The organism is Lachnoclostridium sp. An169, from assembly GCF_002160525.1.
Lineage (GTDB): Bacteria > Bacillota > Clostridia > Lachnospirales > Lachnospiraceae > Mediterraneibacter > Mediterraneibacter cottocaccae.
In genome coordinates this window covers 1-16,778 of the sequence record NZ_NFKT01000029.1, presented here as the reverse complement: position 1 = coordinate 16,778, position 16,778 = coordinate 1, and the positions used below count along the sequence as shown (strand labels likewise).

Below are 16,778 nucleotides of genomic sequence, written 5' to 3'. Positions count from 1 at the left end.
TTCGTTTAAAGTAGATTTTAGTTTAATGGATCGGGGTTCTTGATTTATGAAAAGTATTCTTCACCTGAAGTTTATCGCGCTGTATGTTATTTTCGGCTTCCTGTGCATCTTTGCCACAGCGACGCTGACCACACAGCTTGTCACCAACCGTCTGGAAGAGGACACCTCCCGCACGCTTTACCGGGAGGCGTCCATGATCGCCAGCGATTATCTTCCTTCCTATTTTTCAGATGATTCATCACTCCAGGCTGTCCAGTCACAGCTTGCAGCCATGCGGCTTTATCTGGACTCATCCCTCTGGTTTGTGAACCGGGACGGTTCCCTGATCACTGCTTCCAACCTGGAGGGCACCTCCTCCCCGGAGGCAATCGAGGATTTCAACCCTGCCGAAATCGGGGGGAACCAGTATATTACCGGTACATACCACGGATATTTTAATGAAGATGTGATCACGGTCATGGCGCCTGTAACCCAGGGCTTTCAGACAAAAGGCTATCTGCTGATCCACAGTCCGCTGTCGGGTATTGACTCCAAATGCAGTGAGATCATGGTTCCGGTCTATATTTCACTGGGCGTGATCTACCTGCTCTCCTTTATCTTTCTGCTGGGCTTTCACTTTTTTGTGTACCGCCCCCTCAGGCAGATATCCGCAGCGGCAAGGCAGTATGCGACCGGGAATCTGGAATACGAGATCCCCGTCCACACACACGACGAGATGGGCTACCTCTCAGCCTCTTTAAACTACATGGCTGTACAGCTCAAAGATATGGATGACTACCAGAAAAAAATCGTGGCGAACGTCTCCCACGACTTCCGCTCCCCGCTCACTTCCATCAAGGGCTATGTTGAGGCCATGACCGACGGCACGATTCCGCCTGAACTGCACGAAAAATATCTGCATATCATTCTGTTTGAGACGGAAAGGCTGACCGATCTGACCCGGGATCTGCTCACCCTCAATGAATTCGACACCAAAGAGCTGCTCCTCAACAAGACATCTTTTGATATCCAGGAGACGATCAAGAGCACTGCAGCGTCTTTCGAGGGCGTCTGCACGCCAAAACACATCTCCATCCAGCTTCTGCTGCTGCCGGATACAGTCGCTGTCTACGCTGACCGCGGGAAGATTCAGCAGGTGCTCTACAACCTGCTGGACAACGCCATCAAATTCAGCGACAACGAATCCACCATTACGGTTGAAGTCACCGTAAAGAACGAGAAGGTATTTGTATCCGTAAAGGATCATGGAATCGGGATTCCCCGCAAGGAGCTGAACAAGATCTGGGAGCGTTTCTACAAATCCGATCTCTCCCGGGGCAAGGACAAAAAAGGAACAGGCCTGGGACTTTCCATTGTAAAGGAAGTCATCCAGGCCCATGACGAACATATTAATGTGATCAGCACAGAAGGCGTGGGGACAGAATTTATCTTTTCCCTGAGCCGTGCCGAAAAAACTGACAAAGAATAACTGCGAAGCGGTCAGTCGTACAGAAACGGCTGTACCGCTTCGTCTTCCATATTTTCACTGTCCACCCAGACATATCCGGTGTTCACTACAGCCTCATTGCCGATCTCAAGAACCGTTCTGGAGGCTGCCACAACAGCCGCATATCCCATACCGAAAGGATTCTGGGCAATCAGTCCGTCAATATCTCCTGACTCAAGAGCTGAAATCTGCGACGATCCGGCGTCAAATCCCATCACCCGGACATCATCGGAAAATTCTGTCCGCGAAAGTGCCTCCACGGCAATCTGTGTCGCCGCATCATTCGTCCCGAAAACACCTTTCAGGTCCGGGTGTTTCTCCATATACCAGGCAACAGCATCCTCATCGCTCATCCCGTCGGCAACGGAGATCACCTCTTCCAGGCTGGCGGAATCCGTACTTTCCGGATTTTCTCCTTCCTCCGGCACTGTCCCGTCCTCCGTCTGGCCTTCCGCCGTGTCTCCTGACTCTGCTGACTCCGCTGCCTGCAGCTCTTCCAGAGAGACATTAAGCTGCTCTGCGGCCGCCTGACGCTTGATCTCATTGAGCTGATCCAGATACAGCGGCCCCGCCAGTGTCACTCCGGGATGATTTCCGGTGATCTCACCGGTAAATCCTTCCATCCTCTCAGCCGCATTCCCGGAGACGGAATCATGAACCAGCAGGAGGACCTCCCCGGACTCTTCCACCGCCCCGCAGAGCCTCGACGCTCCTTCCGCCGCCGCTGTACGGTTATCCGTCACACAGGTACACTGAATTCCCTGATAGCTGTTGCCGGAGTCAAACGCAACAATCGGGATGCCGTTTCCTATGGCAAGGTCGAACTGTACCTCCGATGCATCTGCATCGATACTTGCAATGGCGATCACATCCGGATATCTGGCAAGTTCCTCATCAAGTATGTTCACCTGCTCGTCAATATCCTCCCCGTCTGACGGCGCGTTGAACAGCACGCGGATCTGATCGTTTCCACTGTATCCCAGTTTCTCGTTAAGATCTGCAGCCGCCTGCTGTACTCCTGCTCTGATCTGCTGCCAGTAGGAAGAATCCTCCTGTTTCCCGATCACGGAGATATAAGTCCCAGGCTCCAGGTCCAGCCCGTCCACCGTGCTGTATGCCGCAGGCGTAACCGCATCCAGATTCGCCTGGTATTCCGGTTCCTCCGGAGTATCCCCTGTAAACACGTCTTCATCATTGTCAGAACTGCAGGCACATATTCCCATGGTCACGCAGACTGCCAGAGATACTGCCGGTAAAAATCTCTTTCTCATAATACTCCTCCATTTTCAGTTCTTCACATCTTTTAATGATACAACAAACTTCTGAAAAATAAAGTAGTTTTTTCTTAAAATTTTGTGTTTTATTTAATTATGTACTTGACTTAGAACATGAAAATCCCTTGTATATTTCCTCTCATTGTATTAAAATAGGGGTAACGAAAAACGGGACGAGCCGTTTTCCGAATCCAGAAAAGGAGGATACATACTATGGCACACGTAATTAGTGATGAATGTGTAAGCTGTGGTTCTTGCGAAGGCGAATGTCCAGTAGGCGCTATCTCCGAAGGCGATGGCAAATATGAGATCGATGCTGATGCTTGCGTAGACTGCGGAGCATGCGAAGCTGCCTGCCCGACAGGTGCTATTTCAGCAGAGTAATAATAGAATAACGCAAAGTGATCACAAGCAGAGATACCGTCTGACAGCACCGGCTGTCGGACGGTATTTTTTTATTATCCGTCAAAGCCGGGGGGATTTTGTCCCCGCATGCCGCAATTTGACGAACGATTTCCGGCTTCTCCCCGTATTCCCTGTGCTATAATATCCCCAGAAGCCGCAGGCATTCACATTCAAGGAGGTATAAATATTAATGGGTGAGGTCAGATTCATGATTTCCGAGGCCGCCAAACAGGTCCACGTGGAATCCCATGTCTTAAGGTACTGGGAGGAAGAGCTTGGGCTTACAATCGGGCGCACGGAAATGGGACATCGATATTATACAGAAGACGACATCCAGCTTTTCCGCTGTATTAAAAAACTTAAAGATGAGGGAATGCTTCTGAAAGACTTAAAACCTCTTATACCTGAGCTGAAAGAGACCAGGCTGAAGCTGAAGGAATCCGCCAAAGATGCAAAAAGCGCTCCGGAACAATCGGTCCCGAAGTCCAATACCGTGCCGGGAGCCGCTGCCGTACCGCAAACCGCCGCGCAGGAAAACGCCACAGTATCAGGAACCGCTGCCGTGCCGGAACCTGCCGCTTCCTCCGAGGTAGTCATTCCTCTTCGGCAGCTTGACCAGGTGAAAGCGATCATCGGGGAAGTTGTCTCGGAGGTCGTGACCGGGAATAATGAAGTGCTGAAAAAAGACATCAGCAGTGCTGTCACTGCTGATGTCATGAAAGAGATGGACTTTCTCCTGCAGGCGAAGGAACGCCAACAGGAAGAACACTTCCGCAAGCTGGACTGCCTGATCCGCCAGCAGCAGGCAAGCCGCCGGGAGACAGTAAAGGGCAGTCCCATTATGAAGCTGCGGAAGATCTTTTCTTAGGAATCCTGCTGCCGCAGTTCGTTTCCGAACCGGGTATACTGCGGCATCCAGGCGAGCCTCACGGTTCCGATAGGGCCGTTTCTCTGTTTTGCTATAATAATCTCCGCAATATTTTTGTCTTCTGTGTCAGGGTTATAATAATCATCCCTGTAAATAAACATACATACGTCGGCGTCCTGCTCGATGGCCCCGGATTCACGGAGGTCGGAGAGCATGGGGCGCTTGTCTGTTCTCTGCTCCACCGCACGGCTGAGCTGGGAGAGCGCAATCACCGGCACATTCAGCTCACGCGCCAGTCCTTTCAGAGAACGGGAGATATCCGAGATCTCCTGCTGGCGGCTCTCATTCTTGCGGCTGCCGCTTCCGCTCATCAGCTGCAGGTAGTCGATAATAATCAGGTCAAGCCCCTGTTCCAGCTTGTATTTCCGGCATTTGGAGCGCATCTCCGCAATGGAGATACCTGATGTGTCGTCGATAATCATCCTGGAATTTCCAATCGTCCCTGCACCTTCGATCAGCTTTTCCCAGTCTGTGTCCGTCAGAGTTCCTGTCCTAAGAACCTGGGCATCCACATGGGACTCCAGGGAGAACAGACGGTTTACAAGCTGCTCCTTGGACATCTCAAGACTGAAAATTGCCACCGCGAGATTCTGCCGGAATGCAACATGCTGTGCAATATTCAGCACGAACGCCGTCTTTCCCATGGAAGGACGGGCGGCAATCAGAACCAGGTCCGAACGCTGGAGTCCGGAAAGTTTATAATCCAGATCGATAAATCCCGTGGGGATACCTGTCACGGTTCCCTTTGTCTTTGAGGCTTTCTCAATCACGTCCAGAGCATTCAGAACGACCTGACGGATAGGAGTGTACTCCTGGGTGTTTCCGTGCTCCACAAGCTCAAAGACCCGTTTCTCCGTGTCGTTGAGTATATCTTCCAGAGGTTGGCTTTCCAGATAGCACTCGTTTGCAATCTCTTCATTGATGCGGATCAGGCTTCGCAGAGTCGATTTGTCCTTCACAATCTCCGCATAATACTTGATATTCGCCGAGGTCTGGGTCCCCACGAGAAGCTCCCTGACGATCTCCATACTGCTGATCTCCGGAGGGACATTCTTTTCTTTCAGGTATTCCTGAAGCGTGATCAGATCTACCGGCTTTCCTTCATGGAACATCTCCACCACTGCATCGAACAGGATTCCATACGCCGTCTGGTAGAAATCATCCCCGGAAAGCATTTCGGAGGCCACTGACACGGCCTCCTTATTCATCAGCATAGCTCCCAATACCGCCTGTTCCGCCTCAATGCTGTGGGGCGGTATTCTTTTCACTGCTGCTTCCATATCCATAGAGAATCGTCTCCTTATGCTTCTTCCTTAACAACAACCTTCAGTTCCGCAGTAACTTCCGGGTGGAGCTTCACGGGTACCAGATGGGTTCCAAGAGACTTGATTGCCTCTTTAAGCTGGATCTTCTTCTTGTCAATATCAAGCCCCATCTGATCCTTCACCGCTGCAGCAATCTCCTTGCTGGATACAGAGCCGAATGCTCTTCCTCCTTCTCCCACCTTGATGGAAAGTTCGACTTTGCCTTCTCCGAGCTTTGCGCCAAGCTCCCGGGCAGCCTCAAGATGCTCCTGCGCCACTTTCTTCTCGTTATTTTTCTGGAGCTTGAGGTCGTTCAGATTCTTACCGGTTGCCTCAACTCCCATTTTCTTCGGGAGAATAAAGTTTCTCGCGTATCCGTCGTTTACATTTACGATCTCTCCTTTTTTCCCGAGAGATTTTACATCCTGCAGTAATATTACTTTCATCTTATATATCTCCTTCCTCAATCATCTGGTCAATGGTCTCTTTCAGGGCGCTGATCGCCTCTTCCACATTGGTATGGTCAAACTGGGCGCCGGCGGAATTGATATGTCCGCCTCCTCCAAGCTTCTCCGCTATAATCTGCACATTTACCTCGTCGATGGAACGTGCGCTCATATAGATCTTTTCCTCATAGACTGTGAGAACGAAAGAAGCCTTGATACCGCTGATATCAAGCAGCTCATTAGCCGCCTGCGCCGCAAGCACGGTGGGGCTGTCAATATCATGGGGACACTCCGCTATGGCAAACTGTTTTCTGTAAACCTCTGCATTGCGCACAGCTTCCGCTTTCGCACGGTAGGACGCCATGTCGTCGCGGAACATCTTTCTCACACGGGTAATATCCGCGCCGCATCTCCTCAGGAATGCAGCGGCCTCGAATGTCCGCACGCCGGTGCGGTTCATAAAGTTTCTCGTATCAATCATAATTCCCGCATACAGGCAGTCCGCCTCCACCGACGGAAACTTTACATCGTCCACGATGTACTGCAGTACCTCGGCAACCATCTCACAGGTCGATGAGGAGTAGGGCTCCACGTAGGAGAGCACTGCATTCTCGATCACGTTGCTGCTCTGCCTGTGATGGTCAAGCACAGCGATCATCCTGGAACGCTTCAGCAGTTCCGGGCACTCGGTCATCTGCGGCTTGTTGGTATCCACCACAATCACCATGGTATTGTCATTGACATAATCCAGAGCCTGCTCCGACGTAAGGAAAATATCATCCTCATAGGCCGGGCTTTCTGCGATCTCATCATACAGCGGCCGTACCGATCCCGGCACCTCGTTAATCACAATATGCGCCTTCTTCTCCAGACTCACAACCGCGCGGTAGATTCCCATACACGCACCGAAAGAGTCGGGATCCGCAATCTTGTGTCCCATGACGATAACCTGGTCTTTTGTGACGATAAACTCCCGCAGGGCTTCCGCCTTGACGCGGGCTTTGACACGGGTATTCTTGGCGGTCTGCTCCTTCTTGCCGCCAAAATAGGTGATGCCGTTGCAGTCCTTGATAACTGCCTGGTCACCGCCCCGGGCAAGGGCAAGGTCGATGGCGACTCGCGCATACTGGTAACTCAGGGCATAGGTCGCGGTATTCAGTCCCAGGCCGATGCTCAGAGTTGCCGATCTTGCATTGCCGATATTGACCTGTTTTACTTCTTCGAGAAGGGAGAATCTGTCCTCCTTGATCTTCTTGTAGCTTTCCTTCTTGATCACGACAAAATACTTGTCTTTCTCCATCTTTTTCACGATACCATCCACATCGCCGATATACTTGTTGATCTTCCGGTCAATCAGGGCTACAAGAAGAGACTGGCGGACTTCCTCCACACTTTCCATGACCTCATCGTAGTTGTCAATGTAGATGAGTCCGGCGATCATCCGCTGGTCTTCATTCTCACGGATATAGGCGTTGAGTTCCGTCACATCCTGCATGTAGACCGTGACGAAATATTCCTGCTCCTCCGGGATCTGCAGAAGCTCCTCCTTCTGGCTGAATCCCTCCAGTGAGACCCGGTGCAGCTCCACCTGATAATCCCTGTCGCGGTATGTCACTTCCATATCCACATGTTCCATATCATCCTTGGGAAACACCCCCGGATGAATCTCCGGAATCATCTTATTCAGATATTTTTCTCTTTTCTGACCATCCATCAGCGCCATAAAACAGTCGTTCGCCCAGAGGATCCTGCCGTCCTCAAGGGCAATCGCATAGGGCACTGCCAGCTCTTTGAGAAGGGTATTCTCAATCCCTTTGTACTGCGCCGAAAACTGGATCAGGTCTGCCAGGATCAGGGAGCGGTTGTAGAAATACAGGCTTCCTGCAATGGCTAAATAGATCAGGATGAAGAGCGACATCATCAGTCCTGCCTTTTTGCTTATCATATACATCCAGATATTCATGGCAACCAGCAGAACCGTCATGATAAGGGGCCAGTGCATATACATCCTGAGCTGACCTTTCAGGCGCATCTTGTTGTTCTTCTTCATACACTTACCTCGCTTCATGCCCGAAATGCGGGCACATCCAGTGTGTCCGGGAAAACTTTTCTCTCCCGCGGGGCGGGCACGCCGGACACAGCCGACTGCATCCTCCGGCATACACGCCGCTCTGCTATATTACAATGTCTTATTATAGCATCTTTTTTCGTTTTATTCCACTGTTGATTTTTACCGGAAAACGGCGGCACAGATCTACTCCGTGCCGCCGTTTTCTTTTATTTCATGCCATATACTAGCAGGTCGCCCCGCCTTTCAGATGCTTCTGCGCCTTGATGTTCTCCTCTTTTCTCGCCAGAAGATCGTCCGAGAGGAGCTGTTCCTGGACATTCTCGAATCCCAGTCTCGCCACAGTATCGGCAAAGCGCTCGCCGGTAATTCCCTGCTCGCGGAACAGAAGAATCGCTTTCTCTACAATCGAGAGAACTTCTTCCTTATCCGTAAACACTTTATCCAGATATCTTCCCTGCGCTACTTTCTTGCCCCAGCGTCCGCCGATATAGATACGGTAGCCGTTGGTGTAGTTCTCGATTACGCCGAACGGACATTTTCCTACGCAGCGTCCGCAGTGGTTGCAGGCGGTCTCGTCGATGGTTACCTTGCCGTCTGCAAGCTTCGCCACTTTGATCGGACAGGTGTTCTCGATCTGGCACACCTTGCAGCCGCGGCATTTCTCCAGATCCACCTGGGGAACCCTCTGGCCGATGATTCCCAGATCGTTCAGATCCGGCTTCACACAGTTGTTCGGGCATCCGCCCACTGCGATCTTGAACTTGTGCGGCAGTTTGACCTCGCGGTATCCGTGGTAGAATCTCTCGTGGATTTCCTCGGACAGGGCAAATGTATCAATCAGGCCGTACTGGCAGGTTGTTCCCTTACATGAGACAACCGGACGTACCTTAGATCCGGTTCCGCCGGTCTCCAGCCCTGCCTGCATCAGGTATTCACGCAGCGGCTCGATGTTGTCAAACGGCACTCCCTGGATCTCCATAGTCAGACGGGAAGTCATCGTCACTTCTCCGCTGCCGAACTTCTCTGCCGCCTCGGCAATCACCCGCGCCTCTTCGGCTGTGATCTTTCCGTTTCTCGTAATAACACGTCCGTTGAATCTGTCCGGTGTCCGCTTATCTTTCAGAAATCCCAGAGCTTTTACCCTTGTCTCCTCTTCTTTTGAAACCGCAGCATCCGTATTCTTCACCTTCACGTCATTGAGGAAAGTAGCGCCTTCCAGGACAACCGTATTGGTATAGCCATAGTAGCGCATGCGGTTCTGCAGGAAATATGCTCTCTTTCCTCTCGCACATACGAGAAGGAGTTTTTCGTCTTTTCCAAGGCCCTCGATCTCGCCCTTGACAGATGCCAGATTCACGAAGAAAGCGCCGCGGATCTGCGGCTCCGGTGCCACGTCGACAACCTTGTACCCCTCCGCCTTTCCTGCTGCATACTCTGCCGGAGTCATGCTGACAAAGCTTCCGTCGATCTTGTTCATCAGCACATAGACAGCCTGCACGAAAGGATGAATGGCTGTGGAAAACGGCGGTGCATAGGCAAAATCCGCATTTTCAAAATCTTCCAGGACGGCACCCATATTGATGCCCATCACTGCGATATCCACCATCTTGTCCACTTCGCCGGGTCCGAACACCTGAACGCCCAGAAGTTTCCGGGTGGTGCGGTCCGCAATCAGCTTTGTGATGAAGAAAGAAGCATCCGGATAGTAATGCGCCTTGTCATCGGTGGGAACCGTTGTGGTGATTACGTCGTATCCTGCCTCTTTCGCCTGCTCTTCCGTGAGTCCGGTGCGTCCGATATTGAGTCCCGGGAGCTTCACAACGCCTGTTCCCAGAACGCCCGGGTAGGTCTTCTTCGTGCCGGTAAGCACCTGTGCCAGAGTGCGGCCTTCCATATTTGCAGAAGATCCCATCGGTGACCACTGGCGTTTTCCCGTGATGCAGTTTGTCACCATCACGCAGTCGCCCGCAGCATAAACATCGTCCAGGCTCGTCTTCATGGTGTTGTCCACAAGGATCGTCCCCTTAAACATCTCGATTCCCGTATTCTCAAGGAATGCCGTGTTGGGACGGATTCCTGCTGCCATAATCAGCATCTCGCAGGCGAGCGTTCCCGCAGAAGTCTTTAATCCTGTCACTTTCTCTGTTCCCAGAACCGCCTCGGCACTTGTGCCTGTAATCACACGGATTCCTTTTGAGAGCAGATGTTTCTTAACATAAGCTGCCATCTCCGGATCCAGAATGTTTGGGAGCACCTGGGAGGCGAAATCAATCACTGTTACGCTGACGCCTTTTGCCTGCAGGTTTTCCGCCGCCTCCAGACCGATAAATCCTGCGCCGATCACAACTGCTCTCTTTACATTGTTTTCTGTAATGTAATTACGGATGCCCTCAGCGTCGTCCGGCGTTCTCATCTTAAACACACCCGGCAGGTCCTTTCCCGGGATAGGAAGCTCCGCTGCGGAAGCTCCGACCGCGATCACCAGCTTGTCATAGGGACAGGCTTCCTCATTTCCCGTGGCCACGTCCCGGACTGTCACCGTCTTCTCCGCTGCGTTGAGCGCCACTGCTTCCTTCCCGGTCCGCACTTCCACGCCGGTGAGGTTCGCGTATTTCTGAGGTGTATTCACGATCAGCTCATCCCTGCTCCCGATCAGGCCGCCCACATAATAGGGGAGCCCGCACCCTGCATAGGAAATGTCCTGATCTCTTGTGATCACCGTTACTTCCGCGCTTCTGTCCTCTCTTTTGAGCTTTGCCGCAGTTTTCGTTCCGGCGGCAACTCCCCCGATAATCAGTACCTTCATCTTTTAAGCCTCTCTTTCTGTTTCCATAGTTCCTGTTTTCCTGCTTCTCTGTCCGCGCACCAGATCTTTATTCTTGTGACAGCAATATATCTCGTCCGCACATTCCGGTCTCATCTGTGTGCAGACAGTCACATCTCCGCCGCCGATGGTCATTTTCTTTCCGTTTACCAGCATATCCGCCATCTTAGAGCGCGCCTCGTCGTAGATCCGTGTCACGGTGGGCCGGGAGATCTTCATGCGCGCCGCGCACTGTTCCTGCGTCATATGCATGTGATCCAGAAGACGGATCACTTCATATTCATCGTATGTAAGATTTACCGGTTCTTTCTCCACGCATCCCTGAGGTGCGATCTCCGTCACTTTCGGCAGGGAACAGATGCATCGTAGTTTCTGCGGTCTTGGCATGATATCTCTCCTTCCTTTTAATTTATAACAGAACAAACGAAGCTGTGATTTAAGTATACTCTCTTTTGAACATATGTCAATAAATCAGACTCTTGAATTTCCCTTTCCTCTGATGTATACTTCTATTAAACACTTATTATTTAAGGAGTTAACGATATGAGCAGCGAACTGAGAGAAGAGTTTTTTACGTCCATTATTCATTTCCGCAGACTGGAATCTGCGCTCTGTACCGAATGTGAAATGCAGATGAATGAGATGGTGATCCTGCAGAGCATCGCAGGAACATGCTGCCGGGAGTGTCCCTGCATGAACCTGGACGTGCCGCAGATGCAGAAAAAGCTCCGCATCTCCAAACCTGCCATCTCCTACATACTGAATACCCTGGAGAAGAAAAAATACATTACCCGGGAGATCGACCCGAAGGACCGCCGCAAAGTCTCCATCAGCGCCACCCCGGAGGGGAAGGCTGCGGCGGAAGAGTCAAAAAAGAAATATGATGAAATGTGGTCGGAACTTCTCGACCGTTTTGGCGAGGAGAACATGCGCCAGCTCATCCGCCTGATCAATGAGCTGGACAGCCTGTCCTCCGGTTTTTCCGAGTAAACGCCCGGCTGAAATGCCGCCAGATATACCGGAACTGCAATAATACAGAAAAGCATTTTCATGAACAACAAAAATTATTTTACTCCGCCATCAAGACGAATCTCCCAATATCCTTTTCGCTTTGATCCCTTACGTATGACTATACCAGCTTCTGCCAGTTTCTTCATCATTCTTTGTACTTTGCTTCTTGATAAATTCAGCCTCTCTCTAATCTCTGGTTGAGTCAGTTCAGGATATGCTAACAGCAACTCACACAGCTTTTCTTCTAATTCTGTAAGCCTATAGTTTTCAGCTTCATTTTTAGCCTCACTTTTAGCTTCATTTTTAGCCTCACTTTCTGATGCTAAAAAATTAAGATTTTTTAAAGTAACAGCAAATTCTACTCGATCAGAATAAAAAACAGGTTCCTTATCTGGTGTGTAATTTTCTGCATTCCGATAAGCATTCCTTATTTTATTCAGTCCACTGCCTTGTCTTTCCATATATCCCAGTCGGCTAAATATATCTGCCAATACCGGATTACGCCTTGTAGATGGCACAGAGTCAATATTTCTCTCTTGGATTTTAGTGCCATCCGGCATTCCGCCCGGAGAATATACTACAAGTCGATCATCAAATATATCTATATGAACTTCGCTTCCATTGATCAGATAATCCCGATGAATAAGGGCATTGACAATACTTTCAAAAATACTTCTCTCGCAATAATCCGGCAGTTCAATCCTTGAATTAGCTGTTTTTTTCCACGCTGTCTTCATATTCCTTTTTACGAAGCTAAATCCTTCATTTAAAAGTATAATCAAACTCCCAGTGAACTCAGCACTGTCTAATGCGTCAATCCGCCCTCCGCTTTTATCCAGACCATTCCATCTGGTGCAAAATAATCTTGAATGACGAATTGGACAATTATCTGCCAGAAGCGCTCCAGCATTTGTCAATTTGCCATTCCCATCAACGATACCAAACGATTCAAAATTTTTCTCTTCCATACTACGGCTATTCCACTCGTAAAAACGCTCCCGCAATTTAGAAAATGAATAGTCCTTAAAATTATATGTTGAAGTAAGCGAATCGTAAGATGAATTTCTACCTCTGAGTACAAGCCTTTTTAATTCAGCTGCACTGGCAGTAACAGTTTCATTCCCTATACGGATAAAAGCCTCCATAGATCCGTCTCCCTTATAATAATAAGGCGTCTCTTCTCCTTCCATAACCTTAACCGTTAATATATCCTTATCTCCTTCCACCTTGTGTAATTCCATAAAAATTTCCGGCAGGGGATCTATTCTCTCTTTTATTTTCTGGCTGACAAACTCTGAGGCACTCTTTATATCTGCAAGACCAATAATATCATCATTATCTGCCACACCGAAAACCAACATGCCTCCCGATCCATTTGCAAATGCGCTGACAGACTTCAACCAACTTTTAGGCTTCTTTGTTTCAACTGCTTGCTTTTTATCATATTCTGTTGCCTCTCCTAATAATTCTGTTATTAACATATATACAGATTCTCCCTAATTTACATGCTCATTTTTTTAGAAAAGTGTACGGACTGACCGTTACGATTTTCTCGAGAACTCCCTCTGTATCACACAGTATAACATACTAAGTCCATATTACAACAATCTTTTATAACTACTGAAAAGTGACCGTACCATGCCTCTGCACAGTACGGTCACCCGTTTATTTCTCTGCCGCCAGACTTCCGTCACAGCGCATATTCTTCTGCAGCATTTTCCTCCTGCTTCACAGCCTTCACTTCAATCTTTCCGTCATGTCCGGTAACGACAAGCCGCTCTTTCTCTCCCGGATTTTCTTCCAGAATCCGGTCTGCCACTGCATTCTGCAGCATGGACTGGATCGTTCTCTTCAGCGGTCTTGCGCCGTACGCCGGATCGTAGCCTTTCTCGGCGAGCACATCCAGAGCGCTCTCCTCCACATCGAGACGGATCCCCTGTTTTTCCATCCTGCCGACCAGTTTCTCCACCTGAATATCTGCGATCCTGCGCACATCCTCCATCTTCAGCGGATGGAACACAAGAATCTCATCCAGACGGTTTAAAAATTCCGGACGGAAGGTCTGTCTCACAGCCTCCATCACCCGGCTGCGGATATTCTCATCCCGGCGTTTCTCCTCACTCTCGTCATTTCTGGCGAATCCGAGCGAACTCTTCCCGGTAATCTCACGCGCGCCGATATTGGACGTCATGACAATGACTGTATTTTTGAAGCTGACCGTCCTTCCCTGGGCATCGGTGAGCCGCCCGTCATCGAGGATCTGCAGAAGTGCATTCCACACATCCGGATGGGCTTTCTCAATCTCATCGAAAAGGATGATGCTGTACGGTTTCTTTCTCACAAGTTCCGTGAGCTGTCCGCCCTCATCGTATCCCACATATCCCGGCGGTGATCCGATCAGTTTGGAAACCGTATACTGCTCCATGTACTCGGACATGTCAAGACGGATCATGGCGTTTTCGTCATGGAACATGACTTCCGCCAGTGCCCTGCAAAGTTCCGTTTTCCCTACGCCTGTCGGTCCCAGGAAGAGGAACGAGCCTACCGGGCGGTCCGGATCTGCAACTCCCGTGCGTCCCCTGCGGATCGCCTTCGCCACCGCCGTGACAGCCTCATCCTGGCCGATCACCCGCTGATGCAGGGTCTCTTCCAGAGTGCGCAGGTTCTCCGCCTCATCCACTGTGAGCATGGTCACCGGGATCTTTGTCCAGGCCGACACCACCTCGGCGATGTCCTCCGCATCGACAACACTGCACTGTTCCTTCTGCCATGCCGACTGCTTCTGATCCAGTGCTTTTTCCAGTTCGATCTGACGGTCACGGAGCACGGCTGCCCGTTCATATTCCTGGGCGTCGGCAGCTTTCTTCTTATCTTTGCGGATCCGCTTGATCTCCTCATCCAGTTCCAGCAGATAAGGAGGCGTCGCCATTCCCCGGGTCTTGATCCGGGAGGCTGCCTCATCCATCAGGTCCACAGCCTTATCCGGCAGAAAACGATCCTGAATGTACCGTGATGAGAGCTCTACCGCAGCTGTGATCGCCGCATCCGTGATCTTAAGCCCGTGGAATTCTTCATATTTTCCCCGCAGTCCCAGAAGGATCTTCACCGCATCCTCTTTGTCCGGCTCTGTGACCTCCACCGGCTGGAACCGGCGCTCGAACGCCGCGTCCTTCTCAATATATCTGCGGTACTCCTTCCGGGTCGTGGCGCCGATCACCTGCAGGCCGCCCCGGGCCAGGACCGGCTTTAAGATATTCGCCGCATCCATGGTTTCACTGGATCCCGCTCCGGCTCCCATGATCATATGTAACTCATCAATAAAGAGGATCACGTCGCCTTCCGCTTCCGCCTCCTCGATAAAATCCTTCATCCGCTCTTCAAAATCGCCCCGGAACCTGGCTCCGGAGAGCATCCCCACCAGATCCATGGAAACGATTCTCTTATCCCGCAGATTCGCAGGGATCCTGCCCTCGGCGATCCTCTGCGCCAGACCTTCCACCACGGCGGTCTTTCCGACGCCCGGTTCCCCGGTAAGCACCGGATTGTTCTTCGTCCGTCTCGAAAGGATCTGCACAAGGCGCTCGATTACATCCTCCCTGCCGATCATCGGGTCATACGCCCCTTCTTCCGCCTTCTCCGTCACATCGGTCCCGAACTTCTCCAGAGCAGTCATCTCTTCCTCCTGGCCGTCTGTTCCAGACTCCTCTGTATCATCCGGCGCCGTGCCTGCATTCTGGCTGTTCTGTCCGGCATACACGCCCCGGCTGCTGTGTCCGGCATTTTCGGATCTGCTTTCCGTATTGCCTCCACTTTTCAGGCTTTTATCGCTTCCTGCCGGGGTCAGAGCCGCGGGAACCGTGCGGTCTCCCATATCGCTGCGGATCTCTTCCGGATTCATTTCAAGAGATGTCATCATCTGTGCGGCTGCGCAGTCACCCATATCAAGGATCGCGCCAAGCACGTCCTCCGGCATGGTTTTCTCCCGGCCGCACCGCTGTGCCCTCTTCTCTGCAAAACGAAGCACCTGCTCTGCCTCCTCGGAGATCTGTACAGCGCGGTAATTTCCATCGGCTTTGGCATCCAGGTCATACTGGTGGAGATATTCTTCCACCAGGTTTTTGTCCAGACCGTTCTTCCTCAGGGCACGCCCCGCTGCTCCCTGATCCTGGGTAAGGGCCCACAGGAGATGCTCGCTCCCGATAAACCCATGTTTCATATGTGTCACAAATTTCAGTGCAGACTGGAAAAGCTTCAATGTCTGTTGGCTGAATGCATTCAGATTAATTTCCATGGCTGCACACCTCCTTTTCTATCGTTGCAATGTCATCCCTGAGTCTTGCAGCCTCCTCATAATTCTCCAGTGCTGCCGCTTCGCTCAGGCGGGTTCTCAGAGCTGCCAGCCTGCGTCTGCGGCGCAGTCCTTCCACAGCAAACTCCGGAAAAGCCCGGTCCCCCAGATGTCTGGGATCACGTTTGCCCGGCCACCATCCTGTCATCTGCTTAAACTCTTCCGTCTGTCCGGAAGACACTGCCTGCTGCCACATCTTCTGCAGGCAGTCAGCGCAGACCGGCACCTGATACACGGTACCCATCCAGTTGACGTAGAAAACCCGGTCAACATTCTCTCTATTACAAAACTGACATTTCATTCAGAATCACCCCTTTATACTATAATATGACGACAGGAGCAGAATGTATCCTCCTGCTCTCCTGCAGCGTGAACCGCAGTATCTGCACGCCCACTTAATTATTCAATATTTAATAGTTAAGTTTTTAATAATATAGTATAAAATTTTTAAAATGTCAATATTGGGGGAGATGTTATTTTTTCCCGTTGATAGGTTCCGGCAGTGATCCCCTGTATCGTCATGGCGACCGCGCTTTCGCTCGGGAGCAGAACGCAGCGGTGCTAAGGCTGCAGAAATAGGGTAGAGGGAGAATAAAATCTCGCCCCTCCCATTGAACCGTACGTACGGGTCTCGTATACGGCTCTACAACTTATATTCCAACTTTTACTAAGTAATAGGAT

At 50.8% G+C, this 16,778-nt stretch carries 13 protein-coding genes; 4 read left to right on the top strand and 9 right to left on the bottom strand.

Features of this window, described 5'->3' with window-relative positions:
• The first annotated feature begins 46 nt into the window (after nt 1-46).
• Nucleotides 47-1,468, top strand: a complete 1,422-nt coding sequence (locus tag B5F07_RS17095) for a sensor histidine kinase (RefSeq protein ID WP_087162421.1) — start codon at nt 47-49, stop codon at nt 1,466-1,468.
• An 11-nt stretch (nt 1,469-1,479) separates the two neighbouring features.
• Here B5F07_RS17095 and B5F07_RS17090 read toward each other — a convergent pair whose 3' ends face one another.
• The gene (locus B5F07_RS17090; protein ID WP_087162420.1) at nt 1,480-2,757 is read right to left on the bottom strand and encodes a substrate-binding domain-containing protein; all 1,278 of its coding nucleotides are present in this window, start codon (nt 2,755-2,757) and stop codon (nt 1,480-1,482) included.
• A 216-nt stretch (nt 2,758-2,973) separates the two neighbouring features.
• On the opposite strand from B5F07_RS17090, the gene B5F07_RS17085 reads away from it, so the two are divergent.
• Together B5F07_RS17085 and B5F07_RS17080 are read left to right on the top strand one after the other, a co-directional pair.
• Nucleotides 2,974-3,144, top strand: coding sequence for a DUF362 domain-containing protein (locus B5F07_RS17085; protein ID WP_009244075.1), 171 nt, complete (start codon nt 2,974-2,976; stop codon nt 3,142-3,144).
• A 211-nt stretch (nt 3,145-3,355) separates the two neighbouring features.
• On the top strand, nt 3,356-4,033 hold the full coding sequence (locus B5F07_RS17080; RefSeq protein ID WP_087162419.1) for a helix-turn-helix domain-containing protein: 678 nt from the start codon (nt 3,356-3,358) through the stop codon (nt 4,031-4,033).
• Here the strand turns inward: B5F07_RS17080 and dnaB are convergent.
• From dnaB to B5F07_RS17055, 5 genes are all read right to left on the bottom strand, one after another.
• Nucleotides 4,030-5,379 carry a replicative DNA helicase gene (gene dnaB / locus B5F07_RS17075; protein ID WP_087162418.1) on the bottom strand — a complete coding sequence of 450 codons (1,350 nt, stop codon included), beginning with the start codon at nt 5,377-5,379 and terminating at the stop codon, nt 4,030-4,032. The genes B5F07_RS17080 and dnaB overlap by 4 nt on opposite strands.
• A gap of 14 nt (nt 5,380-5,393) precedes the next feature.
• Complete coding sequence (gene rplI, locus B5F07_RS17070; RefSeq protein ID WP_087162417.1) at nt 5,394-5,843, bottom strand: 50S ribosomal protein L9; 450 nt, start codon at nt 5,841-5,843, stop codon at nt 5,394-5,396.
• A gap of 1 nt (nt 5,844) precedes the next feature.
• A complete protein-coding gene (locus B5F07_RS17065; RefSeq protein WP_087162456.1) occupies nt 5,845-7,893 on the bottom strand; it encodes a DHH family phosphoesterase in 2,049 nt (682 codons plus the stop codon).
• A gap of 244 nt (nt 7,894-8,137) precedes the next feature.
• Entirely contained in the window at nt 8,138-10,720 is a 2,583-nt protein-coding gene (locus tag B5F07_RS17060; protein WP_087162416.1) for an FAD-dependent oxidoreductase, read from the bottom strand.
• A gap of 3 nt (nt 10,721-10,723) precedes the next feature.
• The gene (locus B5F07_RS17055) at nt 10,724-11,125 is read right to left on the bottom strand and encodes a DUF134 domain-containing protein (protein WP_087162415.1); all 402 of its coding nucleotides are present in this window, start codon (nt 11,123-11,125) and stop codon (nt 10,724-10,726) included.
• A gap of 156 nt (nt 11,126-11,281) precedes the next feature.
• Between B5F07_RS17055 and B5F07_RS17050 the strand changes: the two genes are divergently transcribed.
• Nucleotides 11,282-11,728, top strand: coding sequence for a MarR family winged helix-turn-helix transcriptional regulator (locus B5F07_RS17050; protein ID WP_087162414.1), 447 nt, complete (start codon nt 11,282-11,284; stop codon nt 11,726-11,728).
• A 74-nt stretch (nt 11,729-11,802) separates the two neighbouring features.
• Here B5F07_RS17050 and B5F07_RS17045 read toward each other — a convergent pair whose 3' ends face one another.
• The 3 genes from B5F07_RS17045 to B5F07_RS17035 all read right to left on the bottom strand — a co-directional run bounded on the left by B5F07_RS17045 (nt 11,803) and on the right by B5F07_RS17035 (nt 16,398).
• Entirely contained in the window at nt 11,803-13,230 is a 1,428-nt protein-coding gene (locus tag B5F07_RS17045; RefSeq protein WP_087162413.1) for an ATP-binding protein, read from the bottom strand.
• Between the two features lie 209 nt (nt 13,231-13,439).
• Nucleotides 13,440-16,040, bottom strand: coding sequence for an ATP-dependent Clp protease ATP-binding subunit (locus B5F07_RS17040; protein ID WP_087162412.1), 2,601 nt, complete (start codon nt 16,038-16,040; stop codon nt 13,440-13,442).
• Entirely contained in the window at nt 16,030-16,398 is a 369-nt protein-coding gene (locus B5F07_RS17035) for a UvrB/UvrC motif-containing protein (RefSeq protein ID WP_087162411.1), read from the bottom strand. The genes B5F07_RS17040 and B5F07_RS17035 overlap by 11 nt, the downstream gene beginning before the upstream one ends.
• Between the last annotated feature and the right edge of the window lie 380 nt (nt 16,399-16,778).

Excerpts from the sequence above, each read along its gene's own strand:
- B5F07_RS17040 (WP_087162412.1), bottom strand. The coding sequence starts at position 16,040 with ATGGAAATTAATCTGAATGCATTCAGCCAACAGACATTGAAGCTTTTC.
- rplI (WP_087162417.1), bottom strand. The coding sequence starts at position 5,843 with ATGAAAGTAATATTACTGCAGGATGTAAAATCTCTCGGGAAAAAAGGA.
- B5F07_RS17050 (WP_087162414.1), top strand. The coding sequence starts at position 11,282 with ATGAGCAGCGAACTGAGAGAAGAGTTTTTTACGTCCATTATTCATTTC.
- B5F07_RS17080 (WP_087162419.1), top strand. The coding sequence starts at position 3,356 with ATGGGTGAGGTCAGATTCATGATTTCCGAGGCCGCCAAACAGGTCCAC.
- B5F07_RS17055 (WP_087162415.1), bottom strand. The coding sequence starts at position 11,125 with ATGCCAAGACCGCAGAAACTACGATGCATCTGTTCCCTGCCGAAAGTG.
- B5F07_RS17095 (WP_087162421.1), top strand. The coding sequence starts at position 47 with ATGAAAAGTATTCTTCACCTGAAGTTTATCGCGCTGTATGTTATTTTC.
- B5F07_RS17035 (WP_087162411.1), bottom strand. The coding sequence starts at position 16,398 with ATGAAATGTCAGTTTTGTAATAGAGAGAATGTTGACCGGGTTTTCTAC.
- B5F07_RS17085 (WP_009244075.1), top strand. The coding sequence starts at position 2,974 with ATGGCACACGTAATTAGTGATGAATGTGTAAGCTGTGGTTCTTGCGAA.
- B5F07_RS17090 (WP_087162420.1), bottom strand. The coding sequence starts at position 2,757 with ATGAGAAAGAGATTTTTACCGGCAGTATCTCTGGCAGTCTGCGTGACC.
- B5F07_RS17065 (WP_087162456.1), bottom strand. The coding sequence starts at position 7,893 with ATGAAGAAGAACAACAAGATGCGCCTGAAAGGTCAGCTCAGGATGTAT.
- dnaB (WP_087162418.1), bottom strand. The coding sequence starts at position 5,379 with ATGGATATGGAAGCAGCAGTGAAAAGAATACCGCCCCACAGCATTGAG.
- B5F07_RS17045 (WP_087162413.1), bottom strand. The coding sequence starts at position 13,230 with ATGTTAATAACAGAATTATTAGGAGAGGCAACAGAATATGATAAAAAG.
- B5F07_RS17060 (WP_087162416.1), bottom strand. The coding sequence starts at position 10,720 with ATGAAGGTACTGATTATCGGGGGAGTTGCCGCCGGAACGAAAACTGCG.